The following is a 13,668-nucleotide window of genomic DNA, read 5'->3' as shown; positions in this document are numbered from 1 at the left end:
CCCTCACTCGCGGTCCGTCTCGAACGCCTGGGCGACGGCGAGGCTGTCCTCGTACACGTGGTGGCGGGTGACGAGGCCGTTCTCGACCGTCAGGTGGAGGGCGAACCGGGCGCGGTACGCGCGTCCGGTGGGGCGGGCGGTCTGGCGGATCTCGCCGAGCACGACCGCGTCGTTCCCGTCGACGAGGACGCGCTCCACCTCGGTGTCCGCCTGCTCCGGCAGGTGGTGCTCGGCAAGCTCCCGGTAGTGGGCCGCCGCGTCCGCCCGGGTGGACCGGTGCCGGATCCACGGCGTGGCGGGACGGCCGTGCTCGGCCTCCGGCCAGTCGAGCATCCAGTCGCCCCGCTCGGCGTACAGCTCGGCGATGTGCTCGGGGTCGCCGGTGCCGATCCTGCGGAGCAGGTCCTCCACCACGGAGCGGGTGTTCGTCGATGCGGCCGTGGTCACGGGAGACCTCCTCCTGGTCCGCATCCCGTCGATGCGGTGGGATCGCCCATCCTGTCGGCCCTCGCGCCACGAGGCGATTACCTCCGAGGTAGGGCGGGCGCGGGCGCCCTCAGGACTCACGACCCGTCCAGCCACTGGGCGAGCGCGGCCGCCTCGCTGTGGTCCACGTCCTTGGTGGCGGTGAGCAGGGTCACCTTGGCGTGGGCCGCCAGGTCGCGCAGGCGTTCCAGCGCGGCCTCGTGGTCGGGGTCCGCCAGTTCGGCGAAGTAGCGGCGCCGGAATTCGTCGTAGCGCCGCGGATCGTGGTGGTACCAGCGCCGCAGGTCGGCCGACGGGGCGACGTCGCGCAGCCACTCGTCCAGATCGGCCTTCTCCTTGCTCACACCGCGGGGCCACAGGCGGTCGACGAGCACGCGCTTGCCGTCCTGGGCGGTGGAACTCTCGTAGATTCTCCGGTATCCGACCCGTGCCGTCATGATTCACCTTCCGGAGAGGAGCCGGCGGCGGCTTCCGTTCAAGTGAACCGCCGCGGGCGGGCCCAAACACGGGGGCATGCGGTGACGGGGGCGTCAGTCGCGCACGTATGGCCAGCCGGCCAGTCCCTCGGCGCCGGGACGCTGCGCGACGGCCTCGTCCACGGAGTCGTGGAACGAGTAGACCGCTCCCAGGCCGCCGAGCGCGAAGACGTGCAGGAGCCGCCGGTCCGGACAGACGATCCGCAGCGACCCGTGACGGGTCCGGATCAGCTTGGTCACGGCCACGATCATGCCGAGGCCCATGGAGTCGATGAAGGGTGTGTCGCACAGGTCCAGGACGAAGTGCCGGTGGCCCTCGGCCAGGCGTCGGCCCACCTCGGCCCGGACGAGGGGCGCGAAGGCGATGTCGATCTCGTCGGCCGCCCGGACGACCGTCCAGCCGTTCGCCACGTGACAGCCGACCTGCCCGTACGGCCCTGCGACGCCCTGCTCACTCACGTTCCGGCTCCCGTTGCCACCATGCCCGATTTGCCCGTCTCATCCAGGAAACGCCGTGAAGCAGTGATGCCACAAGAGGCCGGTTTTCAGATGGTGAGCGAGAGCCCCCGGGACACCCGTTCCGCGGTGGCGAGCAGCGTCGCGACGGCGTCGTCGAGGCGGGCCGTGCGGTTGATGTCCACGGAGATGCCGAGCGATCCGATGGTGTCGCCCCGGCGGACGGGGACCGCGACACAGGCGGTGCCCAGACGGTACTCCTCCAGGTCGGTCACGGCCGGGCCCCGCGGGGAGGCGTCGAGGCTCCGGAGCAGCTCGGCACGGTAGGTGATGGTGCGCGGGGTGAGATCGTTCATCGTGTGGCGGGAGAGGTAGTCGGCGCGGGCGTCCGCGTCCAGCTCGCGCAGCACGCTCTTGCCGAGCGCCGTGGCGTGTCCCGCGTCCTCGAAACCGACCCAGAGATCCACACGGGGCGCTTTCGGGCCGTCCACGATCTCCGCGACCCGGATCTCGCCGTCCTCGTAGAGGGTCAGGTACGCCGCGGCCGACAGGTCGTCCCGCAGCTCGGTGAGCGTGGGACGGACCCTGCTGAGCGCCGTCTGGTCATGACTTCCCGCGTGCAGCGCGCCGAGCCTCTCGCCCAGGACGAACGTGCCGTCCTCGAGTTTGCGCACGTAGCCGTCGTGGACCATGGTGCGCAGCAGGTGGTACGTGGTGCCCAGGGCCAGACCCGTCTCGCGCGCCAGCTGCTTGGCCGGTACGCCGCTCTCGTGCGCGCCCACGGCCTCCATCAGGCGAAAGGCTCGCTGCACCGAGGAGATGAGCGTGGGGCCCTCCTGACCGCTCACCCCTCCACACTGCGCCCCGTCGGAGGGGTCCGGCAAGTGCGCTACGGCTTGATGCCGACCCCGGCCCACAGGCTGACCCGGGCGTCGGTGGGGGTGTCGGGGCCGGCGGGCCGGTCCGGTCGCCAGCGGTGACCGACGGTGACGCCGGGGGTGAGGAGGTCGAGCCCGTCGAAGAAGCGGGCGACGTCCTTCTGCGGGCGGAACTGCACCGGCGTGCCCGCGCCGGTGTAGATGTCGGTGACCTTCTGCCAGGTGGGCGGGTCGAAGTCGGGCGTGCAGTGGCTCAGCGCGAGCGCGCTGCCCGCCGGGAGCGCCGCCATCAGCCGGCCGACGATGCCGTACGGGTCGCGGGCGTCGGTGATGAAGTGCATCAGCGCGTTCAGCGACAGGGCGACCGGCTGGGACAGGTCGAGTATGCCGGCCAGCTCGGGTGCGTTCAGCAGGGCTTCGGGGTCGTTGACGTCGGCCTCGATGTAGGTGGTGCGGCCCTGCGGGGTGCTGCGCATGAGGCGCTCGGCGTACTTCAGGACGAGCGGGTCGTTGTCCGCGTAGACCACGCGGGCCTCGGGCACGACGGACTGCGCCACCTGGTGCACGTTCGGCTCGGTGGGGATGCCCGTGCCGATGTCGAGCCACTGCCGGATGCCGTGCTCCTGGGCCAGTACCCGCGTGGCACGGTGCATGAAGGCGCGGTTCTCCCGGGCACAGGTGAAGATGCCCGGGTAGGCCTCGGCGACCGCTTCGGCCGCCTGCTTGTCGACCGGGAAGTGGTCCTTGCCGCCGAGGTAGAAGTCGTACATGCGGGCCGAGTGCGGCCTGCTGGTGTCGAGGCCCCGCGCGGCCTGGGTGTTGCTCATGCTGTTCCCTTCCTGCGGCCGGCCGTCAGGTGGTCGGCCATGCCCTGCTTGACTCCTCGGACGAACGCGCCGATCTCCTCGCGCGTGTAGATGAGTGCGGGGCCGGCCGGGTCCGTCGACTGACGCACGGCGATCCGTCCGTCGGCGAGTTGCTTGGTCTCCACGCACTGGCCGCCGTTGGGGCCGCTCCACGGGCGTTCCCAGCCGCTTTCGCCGAGGTCGCGGGCGGGCATCCCGTTGTAGACGGGGACGTCGGTGGTGCTCATGAGTACTCCTTGCGCATGCGGTTCAGGAGTGCCGTGCTGGCTCGGGTCGAGGTCAGCAGCGACATCCTGTTGTGCGCCTCCAGGTGCGCGACGACGTCGGCCCGTTCGTCCAGGTACATCGACGCGGAGAGGATCTCGCTGTAGACGACGTCGGGCAGCTCCGGCTCCTCGAACCGGAAGTAGGTGAAGGGTGCGCAGGCCCCGACGTGGGCGCCGACGGCGAAGGGCAGAATGTCGATGCTGACGTGCTCCAGCTCGGAAACCTCCAGGAGCCGGTCGATCTGCTCGCGCATCACTTCCGGACCGCCGACGACCCGGTGCAGGACCGCTTCCTCCATGACCACCCAGAGGGTGGGCGCGTTCTCGCGCTCCAGCAGGCTCTGCCGGCGCAGCCGCAGGCCGACGCGGCGTTCCAACTCCTCGTCGGAGCCGTTCGGAAAACCGCCGCCCAGGACGCCGCGGGCGTAGGCGGGGGTCTGGAGCAGCCCCGTGACGTAGTGGGGTTCGTAGGTGCGCAGCGTGCCGGCGCCGGTCTCCAGACTGACGTACGCGGTGAACCAGTTGGGCAGCACGTCGCGGTAGGCGTGCCACCAGCCCGGTTTGTTGGCCTGCTCGGCGAGGGCGACGAACTCGTCCGTCTCCTGCTGCCCCCTGCCGTAGGTCTGCAGGAGTTTCTCGACATAGAGGGGTTTGAGGGCGACTTCGGCCTTCTCCAGGCGGCGGATCGTCAGGGGTGTCACCCGAAGTGCCCTGGCGGCGTCGGCCAGTGAGGCACCCGCGCCCTGCCGCATGTCGTGGAGCCGACGGCCAAGGATCATGCGCAGCACCGTCGGGGCGCTGGTGCCCGCGCCGGTCCGAGCTTCACTCACGCCCCTACCTCCTGATGGGCTGTCACCGGCGCCATTGTGACAGCGACTTGGTGACGACACCAGACTGAACGGGTCTTTCTGAAATTATCAGGGATCCGGTTGCAGGCTGAACTCGACGGCGAGCATAGTTGCGGTCGTGAGCATCGCGCCCGTCCTCACTGGAAGGCGATCACCGTGACCCCCCACACGAGCCCTTCACCCGGACTGTTACCACCGGCGCGCCCCGACCTGGAACACTGGTTCGAGCTGCCCTCACTCCGGGTCAGCGTGCGGACGGCGCGCGACACGGTCCGCCGGCAGCTTCGCACCTGGCGGCTTCCCGGCGACGTGTGCACCGACGCGGTGCTGCTCGTCTCGGAACTGGCGACCAACGCCGTGATCCACTCGGGCAGCGACCGCATGCTGTGCGGCCTGTCGCTGACCTCGCACGAGCAGCTGCGGATCGAGATGCACGACGACGGTCGCACCTCGGCCACTCCGGCCGGGTGCCGCTCCGGCACGCAGGACGAGAGCGGCCGGGGGCTGCTGATCGTGCAGCAGCTCGCCGACTCGTGGGGGACGGCCCGGTCCGGCCGCACCGGGGGCAACGTCGTCTGGGCGGTTCTCCGGATCGAGTTCTGACCCTGAGTACGAGCTGAGTATGCGCGCTCATGTCCCGGCACGTGGCGAGGACCACACTCCGAGGCATGACGAACCTTCCGCCCCCGGCCGAGGAACTGCGGTTCCTGGACGCCGAGCTGCGGCAACTCGACCTGCGCCGCACCGTCCTGCTGCGGCGCCGTGCGTGGCTGGTCCACACGCTTCAGGCGACCGCCGCCCGGCAGCCCGCCCTCGGTCCCGGGACCTCACCGGGGGGACCGCCCGCCGACACCGGCGGCGGCGCACGCCGGCCGGAGGCCACCGCGCCCGGCGTGCAGAACGTACTGCTGGTGCTCGGTGGCGTACTGCTGACGATCGCGGCGATCGCGTTCACCCTCGTCAGCTGGGGTCACCTGGGCATCGCGGGACGCGCTCTGGTGCTCGGTGCGCTGACCGTGGGGGCGCTCGGTGTGCCGGTGGCACTGCTGCGGCGCGGGCTGAGGTCGACGGCCGAGGCGGTGGCCGCTCTCGGGACCGCCCTGACCGTCCTCGACGCCTACGCGCTCCACGAAGTGGCGTTCACCGCGACGGAGGGTGTCGGGTACACGGCCGCCGCGTCCGCCGTCCTGGCGGCGCTGTGGGCCGTGTACGGCGTGCGCCTCGGGCTCCGGCATCCCCTCCCGCTCGCGGTGGCGACCGCCCACCTGCCCCTGCTCCTGTGGGCGGTCGCCGCCGGCGCGGGTCCGTACCCGCTCACCGCCGTGTCGCTGGCGACCGCCGCCGGCGGCACCGCCGTCGCGCTGCGCGCCGCACTGCTGCCGGTGCGGGTCGTCGCCGTCACCGGCGCACTGGGCACGGGCGCCGCCGGTGTGCTGTCGGCCGGGTGGCTCTGCTGGAGCGCGTCCGACCCGGGCCCGGCCGCACGGGCGGCGGCGCTCCTGGTCGTGGCGGCGGCGCTCGCCCTGGTGGCCGGCCGCTTCGTTCCCCGTCCGGAGATCTCCATGGGCGCCGCGTTCGCGGCGGGTCTGTGTGTGGTCGCCGGGGCCGGTGGGGTGCTGCGGGTGACGGTGCCCGATGGGTGGACGGTGCCGGGGTGCCTGGCGTGCGCGATCGTCCTGCTGGCGGCGGAGCGGTCGCGCCTTCACCGGCCTTCGCGTCAGGGACTGGTGCGCGCTTCGGTGGCGGTTCAGGGCTTCGTGGTGCTGTGGACACTCCCCCTGGTAATCGGGTGCGTGCTCGGTCCGGCGGTCCGGGGGGCGCGGCCCTGGAGCGGCACGCCGCAGGCTTTCCGGGACGCCGTGTTCACGGGCCTGCCCCGGCCGCCGTACGGGGGCACCGTACCGCTGGTCCTCGCCGTGGTGGCCGCGGTGCTGATGGTGGCCGGGCGCCGCGCGGCTCGGCGCCCGGCGGCCACGGTGGTGGCGCTCGTCCTCGGCTGGGCGGCCGTCTTCGTACTCCCGGTGGTGCTCCGACTGCCTTATGCGGCCGGTCTGGTGGCGCACGCGGCCGTGGTCACGGCGGCCCTGGGCTTCGCGGTGCGGACCGGCCGCTCCGACAAGCGGCTGTCGCCGCCGGCCCTGACGGCTCTGCTGCTGGCGCTCGTCACCTCGGTCGCTCTCGCCCTCGTCGCGCTGGCCTCCGAGCCCGCGACGATCGCCGTACTCGTGACGCTGACGGTGCTGTTCGGTGCCGCCGGCCGCAGCCCGGGGGCCGCTCCCTTCACCGCGCCCGCCGCCCTCTGTCACGCCACGGCTCTGGCCTGCGCGATCGGCGCGTCCGCGGGCCGGCAACCGCACCACACGGCGCTGCTGGTCCTCGTCGTTCCCGGCGTCGCCGCCCTGATCGCGTCGCGTACGGGTGGGTCGCGCGGCACCGTGCCGGTCGAGGTGGCGGGCGCGTCCGCGGCGCTGCTCGCGCTCGCGCTCGCCGTGCCGGAGCCGCCGATGCTGGCCCTGGTGCTCTCCCTCTGCGGTGCCGTCGCGGCAGCCACCGCGCTGCGTCCGGAGCGGCGGGCGGCCGGTTGGGCGGCGGCCGGGCTGTTCCTGCTGGCCACCTGGGTGCGCCTGGCGGCGTGGGACGTCGCCACTCCGGAGGCCTACACCCTGCCGGTGACCGGACCGGCGCTGGTCGTCGGACTGCTGCGTCGGCGCCGTGCTGCCGGGGTGTCGTCGTGGACGGCGTACGGCTCCGGGCTGGCCCTCACCCTGGTGCCGAGTCTGCTCGCCGCCTGGGACGACCAGCACTGGCTCCGGCCTCTGGCGCTCGGCGTCGCCGCGCTCGCGGTGACGCTGGCGGGCGCCCGGCACCGGCTCCAGGCGCCACTGCTCATCGGCGCGGGTGTGCTCGCGCTGGTGGCGCTGCACGAACTGGCCCCGTACCTCGCCCAGGTCGTCGGGGCGCTCCCCCGCTGGGTCCCTCCCGCCCTCGCCGGTCTCGTGCTGCTGGTCCTCGGCGCCACCTACGAGCAACGGCTGCGGGACACCCGGCGACTGAGGGAGGCGCTGGGACGGTTCCGCTAGGTCCTGCCGTGTGCACGAGCGAGGGGCCCCGTGTCCAACCCGTGCAGCTTTGCGGTCGGGGTCATGGAACCCGGACGAGGTCACCCATCTTGCCGTGGGCCATTGATCGGCTTCGTGGTAACACGAAGTGATCGAATTCGAAAGGGCCGACTCATGGGTATCTTCAGCCGTCGCCAGACCACCACCGTCGAGCAGCCGTCGGCCGCCGGGCCGGACCGGTTCGCCGCGCGGTCCGCGACAGCGGTGGCCACGCTCGACCCGGCCCTTCGCGCACTGTCCGGGCGATGGACCATCGACCGCCCGCACAGCCGGATCGGATTCTCCGTGCGGCACGCCATGGTCACCACGGTCCGCGGGGCGTTCACCGACTACGACAGCACGCTCCACTTCGACGGAGCCCGCCCCGCCGAGTCCCGGGCGGACCTCGTCATCCGCGTGGCCAGCGTCGACACCGGCGTGGAACAACGGGACGCCCACCTCGTCGGCAAGGACTTCTTCGACGCGCGGCGCCACCCCGAGATGACCTTCCGCTCCACCTCCACCACCCAGGAGTCCGCGGAGAGCTTCCGCATGACGGGGGACCTCACCATCCGGGCGACGACCCACCCCGTCGAGCTCCAACTGGACTACCTCGGTTCGGTCGTGGATCCGTTCGGCTACGAGCGGGCGGGTTTCGACGGGACCACCACCATCGACCGCAGGGACTGGGGCCTGGTCTACAACCAGCGGCTCGAGGCGGGCGGCAGCATGGTGAGCGAGAAGGTGCGCCTGCAGTTCGACATCTCCGCGATCCGCTCCTCCTGAGCCTCACGGCCGCGGCGCGGCGCACGGACGCAGGACCATGAGCGAGTCCTCCACAGCCGCGACCATGGCGAAGGGAAACCGGTCGAGTTCGAGGCAGAGGGCGGCGTCGTCGGGATGGACGCCTCGACGCACGCCCTGTGCCAGCTCGGTGGCGGCGCGCGAGGCGGCGGCACGGCGAAGGAACCCGGCGGCGTCCGCACCGCCCCCGGTGGCCCTGCGCGCGATGTACTGGGCGCACGCGAGGTCCTCGTCGGCCCGGCCGTCCTCGCCGGTGACCACGAACGTGACGTGCTCGGGGGCGCGTGTCCGCAGCACCCGGGCCGTCGCCTCCGCGACCACGAAGCCGGCGCACAGCACCAGCGACGCGTCCTTGACCGCGAGGGCGCCGACGGTCCCCGCCGTGGTCTTCTGCACGACGGTCCGTCCCGCGAGGTCGGCGGTGCGCAGCAGGCCCGGCGAGTTGACCAGGTCGAAACCGGGGGTGAGCGGGCCGTCCTTGAGCGCCACCCGGTCCGGGTCGCGCTCCTTGAGAGCCAGGGCTTCGTCCAGCGACTCGGCGAGAACGATCTTTTCCGCCCCTTGGGCGAAGGCCCAGGCGGCCACGGTGAACGCACGCATGACGTCGACGACGACCGCCACCGACGGAGTCTCGACCACCTCGGGTATGCCAGCGAAACGAGTGTCCATTCAAGTCATGATCGCGCCGGCCCGGCACCATTGTCACACCCGCGGGCGCCAGTCGGTCTGACGGTACGGAGGACCGTTCACCGAGATCCGTGCCGGCACGTCACCGTGTGCCCGCCCCAGGAAAGGAACCGCCATGTCCTACCCGTATCCGGAACAGAAGTACTGGGGTGAGGACGGTGAGGTCAGTGCCGTCTTCCGGCCGGCGACCACACCGCCGAACCTCGGGGAGAGCGGCAGCGGCAAGAACGCCACCCACTACCTGGCGACCACCGGGACCACCCGGGGCGAGTTCGGGCTGTACCGGGTGGAGATGGCTCCCCGGGCCGGCGGGCCCAAGACCCACTTCCACAAGCGGATCTCGGAGTCGTTCTACATCCTGGACGGCACGGTGCGCGTCTTCGACGGCGTGCGGTGGGTCGACGCGCGCAAGGGCGACTTCCTGCACGTGCCGCAGGGCGGCCTGCACGCCTTCCGCAACGACTCCGACGCCCCGGCGGACATGCTCCTGCTGTTCACTCCCGGTGCGCCGCGCGAGGAGTACTTCGAGCAGGTGTCGCAGTTGGCGCACTCCTCGGAGGAGGAACGTGCCGCGTTCTTCGACAAGCACGACTCGTACTTCGTCGAATAGGGACGGGCCGCACGCGCGGCAGTGTCACCAACGAGGCGGCTGTCCTGTCACAGCCGTGAACCGTTCCCTTCAGGAGGATCCCATGGACTCCCGGAACAACCACTTGCCCCCGGGCGTCGAGATCGTCGCGAGCCTGCCGGAGGCGACGGCCGGGATTCCGGCCGGTGCCGAGGCCAGGACCGTCCGGGTCACGCTGGCTCCCGGAGACCCGGGCGCGCCGCCGCACCGGCACCCGGGACCGCTCTTCGGCTACGTGACCGAGGGCGAGATCCTCTTCGAGCTGGAGGGGGAGGCGCCCCGGGTGCTCAAGGCCGGTGACGCCGTGTTCGAGCCCGGAGGCGACGTGATTCACTACCAGGGCGCCAACAACCTCTCGGACGCGCGGTCGCAGCTGGTCGTGACCATGTTCGCGGCGCCGGGCAGCCCGGTGCTGACCGTGGTGGGCGAGGAGGAGCTGGCCGCCCGACGGCACCTGCGGGGCGCCCGGCCGTGACGGGTGGCCGGGCCGGCAACCGCGTGAAACCGGCGGTTCGGCCGCATGCCGCCCGGCGAGCGGACACCGCCTCCGCCCCGTCGGGCTTCATCCCGTTGGCGCCCCGGAGCCGGGCCGTTGGTCCGTCACCGCTGCGGTGAAACGCTGCGCGAGGGCGGCGGCAGCGGCTCGCAGTTCCGCTCCGCCCTCGATGCGGAAGGCGAGCGGCACCCTCGCGAGCCATTCCTGCGCGTACATGTCCGGGTTGCGGGTGCTGCCGACCAGGACGCAGCCGTCTCCCAGGGGTTCGAGCCGTCCCATGGGCGGGCGGATCCAGGGGGCGACCTCGGCCGGCGGGGCGTCGAAGACCACGCGGGTGTCGAACTGCCATCCGGTGCCCAGGTTCTCCTCCAGCACCGCCACCGGGTCGAAGTCCACCGGTGCGTGGAATCCGTGGCCGGTGCTCCGGACCTCACCGATCCGGTCGACGCGGTAGGTGCGGACGGCGTCCGCGCGGTGGGAGTGGCACAGCAGGTACCAGCGCCCGTGACGGACGACGAGGGACCAGGGGTCCGCCTCCTCCTCCCATGCGTTGCCGGCCTCGCTGCGGTAGGCGAGCAGCACGCGGCGCCGGTGCGCGACGACGTCGACGAGGGCGCTGGTGACGGCCGGATCCGGGTGGGCCGCGTACGGGTCGGGGGCGGCGGCCGCGTACTCCCGCAGCAGTGCCGCCTGCCGGCCGACGCTCTCCGGCAGCGCCTTGACGACCTTGCCCAGGGCGGTACCGACGAGGTCGTCGGCGCCGGCCACGGCAGGTCGCCCGCCGAGTGCCGCCATGACGAGGCCGAGTGCCTCGGCCTGGGTGAAGTGCACGGGCGGCAGTCTCGTCCCGCGTCCCAGCCGGTATCCGCCGTGCGGTCCCCGGGCCGACTCCACGGGGATGCCCGCCTCTTTGAGGATCCCGACGTACCGGCGCGCCGCCCGCTCCGTCACACCCAGCCGCACGGCGAGTTCGTCGGCCGTCGTGGTGGGGCGGGTCCGGAGGATCTCCAGGGCGCGCAGCGCTCGCGCGGTGGGACCGGGGTCGTGGGGCACGGGAGCAGGCTAGTCCGTGCGGCGGACGCCAGGAGTGGGGCACGGTGAGGAAACCGGCAGTGGAACGTCCGGATCTCCTCCTACGGTGAGGTCACGCAGACGAAGGGAACCGATCATGGACATCGTGCTCATCGGCGGCCTGTGGCTGAACGGATCCGTGTGGGGGCGCGTCGCGTCCACGCTGGAGTCGCTCGGCCACCGTCCGGTGCCGCTCACGCTCCCGGGACAGGGAGACGGCGCGGCGGCCGCCACGCTCGACGATCAGGTGGACGCGGTGCTGGCCGCGGTGGACGCGGCGCCCGGCAGGCCCATGGTGGTGGGGCATTCCGCGGCCTGTGCACTGGCCTGGCTGGCGGCCGACCGGCGTCCGGAGCGGCTGGCCAAGGTCGCGCTCATCGGCGGCATCCCGACCCCCGACGGTCAGCCGTATGCGGACTTCTTCGAGGTCAGGGACGGCGCGATGCCCTTTCCGGGCTGGGAGCCCTTCCAGGGGCCCGATGCCGCCGACCTCGACGCGGCGGCGCGGCGTGAGCTGGCGGCGGCCGCGATCCCGGTGCCCGAGGCCGTGGCCCGGGGCGTGGTGCGGCTGTCCGACGAGCGCCGGTACGACGTGCCGGTCGTGGTCGTGTGCCCGGAGTTCACGCCCGCGCAGGCGCGGCAGTGGATCAGCGCGGGAGACGTACCCGAACTCGCCCGGGCCAAGCACGTCGACTTCGCGGACATCGACTCGGGCCACTGGCCCATGATCACCAAGCCTGCCGAGCTGGCCCGGATCCTGGCCGCGGCGGCCGCGGCGGACTGAACGGGCGTCACCTCCGCGGAAGCTCGTCGCGGCAGGACGCCCGGTGCCCGGTGCGGTCAGTGGAGGCAGAGGCAGAACGGATGGCCGGCCGGGTCCGCGTAGACCCGCCAGTTGGCGCCCGGACGGAGCTGGTCGGTCCGCTCCAGGACGGTCGCGCCGAGTGCGAGTGCCCGCTTCTCCTCGCCTTCGAGGTCGTCGACGTCGAAGTCCAGATGGAGCTGCTGGGGGTGGTCCTGGCCGGGCCATTGGGGCGCGCGGTAGCCGTCCACCCGCTGGAAGGCCAGCGGGGTCCCCTCGAAGCCGTGCACCTCGTGCCAGTCGGAGTCGTCCGGATCCGCGACCACCCGTCCGCCGAGCAGCTCCGCGTAGAACGACGCGAGCCGTACGGGATCTGCGCAGTCCAGCGCGACCGCCTGCAGCTTTCGAATCACGTCCGACACTCCTCGCTCCTCGGGCCCTTGCGTTACGCCCTTGTACCGGAACGTCCTACCCGGGGCGGCGGCGGGCATGCACTGCGGCGGGGCGCACCGGATTCTCCTTCGCTCCGCCTCTGCACCCATGCACTCGATATTGCCCCCATGTTGCACGCACCGCGTGCATAATGGGTACAAGAGCATGTCGAAGAGCCGTCGGAGAGCTCGGAGAGCTTCGAAGAGCCGGGGAAAGGACACCTGCCGTGAGTGACTCACTGGATCCCGAGGTACTGGACGCAGCCGTCAAGAACGTCCACCGTGCCGGGATGCCGGGCCTGTTCGCCGAGGTGCGGGACGGCGACCAGGTCTGGCGGGGCGCCGCCGGGGCAGCCGATGCCGCCACCGGCCGCCCGGTCACCGCCGGCATGCGCCACCGGGTCGGCAGCATCACGAAGACCTTCACCGCCGCCGCGGTCCTTCAGCAGGTCGAGCGGGGGCGGATCGGTCTCGACGCACCGATCGGCCGGTACCTTCCCGGGCTCCTTCCCGACGGACGCGGCGAGGCCGTCACGGTCCGCATGCTGCTGAACCACACCAGCGGTCTCGCCGAGTACCTGCCCCACGCCTACTCGTCCCTCAAGGCGTTCCCCGCCCTCGCGGACACCGGACCGCAGAGCCTGGACGAGCACCGGTTCACCCGGTTCGACCCCGACGAACTCATCGCACTCGGCGTCGCCGCACCCGCCGCCGGCCCCCCGGGCGGCACTCCGGGCCGGTACTCCAACACCAACTACCTGATCCTGGGCAAGCTCCTGGAAAAGGTGACCGGCACCAGCGCCGAGCGGTGCATCACCCGGAACGTCATCGAGCGCGCCGGGCTCCGGGACACCGAGCTGCCCACCGGTCCGTACCTGGGCGAGCCGCACTCGCGCCTCTACGAGTCCTGGTTCGGCATGATCGACCCGCCGCGCGACTACAGCGTCTACGACATGTCGTGGGTGGGGCCGTCGGCGTCACTGACATCGACCGTCTCGGACCTCAACCGCTTCTTCGGGATGCTGCTGGCCGGCGAGATCGTCGGCCCGTCCTCGCTGGCGGAGATGCGGCGTACCGTGCCGGTCGTCTCCCAGGAGGGGCGGACGATCCCGTACGGCCTCGGCCTGCACCCGCTGGAAGCGCCCGGCCAGGTCACCTTCTGGGGGCACGGCGGCACCGCCTGGGGTGCCGGGACCCTGGCCGTGATCAGCGCCGACGGCAGGCGTCGCATGGCCGTCGCGGTGAACCTCCAGAGGTGGAACGCCCTCGACTCCTCGGGCAGGCCGCAGCCCCACCCCCTCGACGACGCGCTCGCCGCCTTCCACCGCGTGGCGATGTACGGCTGACCGGGCGCCGCGCCCCGAGGAGGCTGCGC

17 protein-coding genes are annotated in these 13,668 nt (G+C 72.3%); 7 read left to right on the top strand and 10 right to left on the bottom strand.

Annotated features, from left to right (window positions below; genetic code table 11):
* Positions 1 to 3: 3 nt before the first annotated feature.
* The 7 genes from C4J65_RS34080 to C4J65_RS34050 all read right to left on the bottom strand — a co-directional run bounded on the left by C4J65_RS34080 (position 4) and on the right by C4J65_RS34050 (position 4,258).
* Entirely contained in the window at positions 4 to 447 is a 444-nt protein-coding gene (locus tag C4J65_RS34080) for a nuclear transport factor 2 family protein (protein ID WP_115745920.1), read from the bottom strand.
* A 116-nt stretch (positions 448 to 563) separates the two neighbouring features.
* Positions 564 to 923 carry a DUF488 family protein gene (locus tag C4J65_RS34075; RefSeq protein ID WP_115745919.1) on the bottom strand — a complete coding sequence of 120 codons (360 nt, stop codon included), beginning with the start codon at positions 921 to 923 and terminating at the stop codon, positions 564 to 566.
* Positions 924 to 1,016: 93 nt separating this feature from the next.
* Entirely contained in the window at positions 1,017 to 1,421 is a 405-nt protein-coding gene (locus C4J65_RS34070; protein ID WP_115745918.1) for an STAS domain-containing protein, read from the bottom strand.
* Between the two features lie 86 nt (positions 1,422 to 1,507).
* Positions 1,508 to 2,266 carry an IclR family transcriptional regulator C-terminal domain-containing protein gene (locus tag C4J65_RS34065; protein WP_162833486.1) on the bottom strand — a complete coding sequence of 253 codons (759 nt, stop codon included), beginning with the start codon at positions 2,264 to 2,266 and terminating at the stop codon, positions 1,508 to 1,510.
* A 41-nt stretch (positions 2,267 to 2,307) separates the two neighbouring features.
* Positions 2,308 to 3,123, bottom strand: coding sequence for an SAM-dependent methyltransferase (locus tag C4J65_RS34060; protein ID WP_115745916.1), 816 nt, complete (start codon positions 3,121 to 3,123; stop codon positions 2,308 to 2,310).
* The gene (locus C4J65_RS34055) at positions 3,120 to 3,389 is read right to left on the bottom strand and encodes a DUF397 domain-containing protein (protein ID WP_115745915.1); all 270 of its coding nucleotides are present in this window, start codon (positions 3,387 to 3,389) and stop codon (positions 3,120 to 3,122) included. The genes C4J65_RS34060 and C4J65_RS34055 overlap by 4 nt, the downstream gene beginning before the upstream one ends.
* Positions 3,386 to 4,258 (bottom strand): helix-turn-helix transcriptional regulator, encoded by an 873-nt coding sequence (locus C4J65_RS34050; RefSeq protein ID WP_115745914.1) that lies wholly within the window; start codon positions 4,256 to 4,258, stop codon positions 3,386 to 3,388. Before C4J65_RS34050 ends, C4J65_RS34055 begins: the two co-directional genes overlap by 4 nt.
* A gap of 99 nt (positions 4,259 to 4,357) precedes the next feature.
* Here C4J65_RS34050 and C4J65_RS34045 point away from each other — a divergent pair, with 99 nt between their 5' ends.
* The 3 genes from C4J65_RS34045 (at position 4,358) to C4J65_RS34035 (ending at position 8,160) form a co-directional block, all read left to right on the top strand.
* A complete protein-coding gene (locus C4J65_RS34045; RefSeq protein ID WP_115745913.1) occupies positions 4,358 to 4,879 on the top strand; it encodes an ATP-binding protein in 522 nt (173 codons plus the stop codon).
* A gap of 65 nt (positions 4,880 to 4,944) precedes the next feature.
* Positions 4,945 to 7,356 (top strand): hypothetical protein, encoded by a 2,412-nt coding sequence (locus tag C4J65_RS34040; RefSeq protein ID WP_115745912.1) that lies wholly within the window; start codon positions 4,945 to 4,947, stop codon positions 7,354 to 7,356.
* 153 nt (positions 7,357 to 7,509) lie between these two features.
* Positions 7,510 to 8,160 carry a YceI family protein gene (locus tag C4J65_RS34035; RefSeq protein WP_115745911.1) on the top strand — a complete coding sequence of 217 codons (651 nt, stop codon included), beginning with the start codon at positions 7,510 to 7,512 and terminating at the stop codon, positions 8,158 to 8,160.
* A 3-nt stretch (positions 8,161 to 8,163) separates the two neighbouring features.
* Here C4J65_RS34035 and C4J65_RS34030 read toward each other — a convergent pair whose 3' ends face one another.
* Entirely contained in the window at positions 8,164 to 8,847 is a 684-nt protein-coding gene (locus tag C4J65_RS34030) for a 2-phosphosulfolactate phosphatase (RefSeq protein WP_115745910.1), read from the bottom strand.
* A 133-nt stretch (positions 8,848 to 8,980) separates the two neighbouring features.
* Between C4J65_RS34030 and C4J65_RS34025 the strand changes: the two genes are divergently transcribed.
* A complete protein-coding gene (locus C4J65_RS34025) occupies positions 8,981 to 9,475 on the top strand; it encodes a cupin domain-containing protein (protein ID WP_115745909.1) in 495 nt (164 codons plus the stop codon).
* Between the two features lie 82 nt (positions 9,476 to 9,557).
* Positions 9,558 to 9,968, top strand: coding sequence for a cupin domain-containing protein (locus C4J65_RS34020; protein WP_115745908.1), 411 nt, complete (start codon positions 9,558 to 9,560; stop codon positions 9,966 to 9,968).
* 87 nt (positions 9,969 to 10,055) lie between these two features.
* Here C4J65_RS34020 and C4J65_RS34015 read toward each other — a convergent pair whose 3' ends face one another.
* Positions 10,056 to 11,042, bottom strand: a complete 987-nt coding sequence (locus tag C4J65_RS34015) for a WYL domain-containing protein (RefSeq protein ID WP_115745907.1) — start codon at positions 11,040 to 11,042, stop codon at positions 10,056 to 10,058.
* Positions 11,043 to 11,157: 115 nt separating this feature from the next.
* Between C4J65_RS34015 and C4J65_RS34010 the strand changes: the two genes are divergently transcribed.
* Entirely contained in the window at positions 11,158 to 11,844 is a 687-nt protein-coding gene (locus C4J65_RS34010; protein ID WP_115745906.1) for an alpha/beta fold hydrolase, read from the top strand.
* Positions 11,845 to 11,900: 56 nt separating this feature from the next.
* On the opposite strand, the gene C4J65_RS34005 is transcribed toward C4J65_RS34010, so the two are convergent.
* The gene (locus C4J65_RS34005; protein WP_162833485.1) at positions 11,901 to 12,275 is read right to left on the bottom strand and encodes a VOC family protein; all 375 of its coding nucleotides are present in this window, start codon (positions 12,273 to 12,275) and stop codon (positions 11,901 to 11,903) included.
* Between the two features lie 245 nt (positions 12,276 to 12,520).
* On the opposite strand from C4J65_RS34005, the gene C4J65_RS34000 reads away from it, so the two are divergent.
* Positions 12,521 to 13,639, top strand: coding sequence for a serine hydrolase domain-containing protein (locus C4J65_RS34000; protein ID WP_115745904.1), 1,119 nt, complete (start codon positions 12,521 to 12,523; stop codon positions 13,637 to 13,639).
* Positions 13,640 to 13,668: the final 29 nt, after the last annotated feature.

Origin of the sequence: Streptomyces sp. CB09001, from assembly GCF_003369795.1 — a bacterium.
Lineage (GTDB): Bacteria > Actinomycetota > Actinomycetes > Streptomycetales > Streptomycetaceae > Streptomyces.
This window is presented reverse-complemented; position numbering and strand designations above follow the sequence as displayed.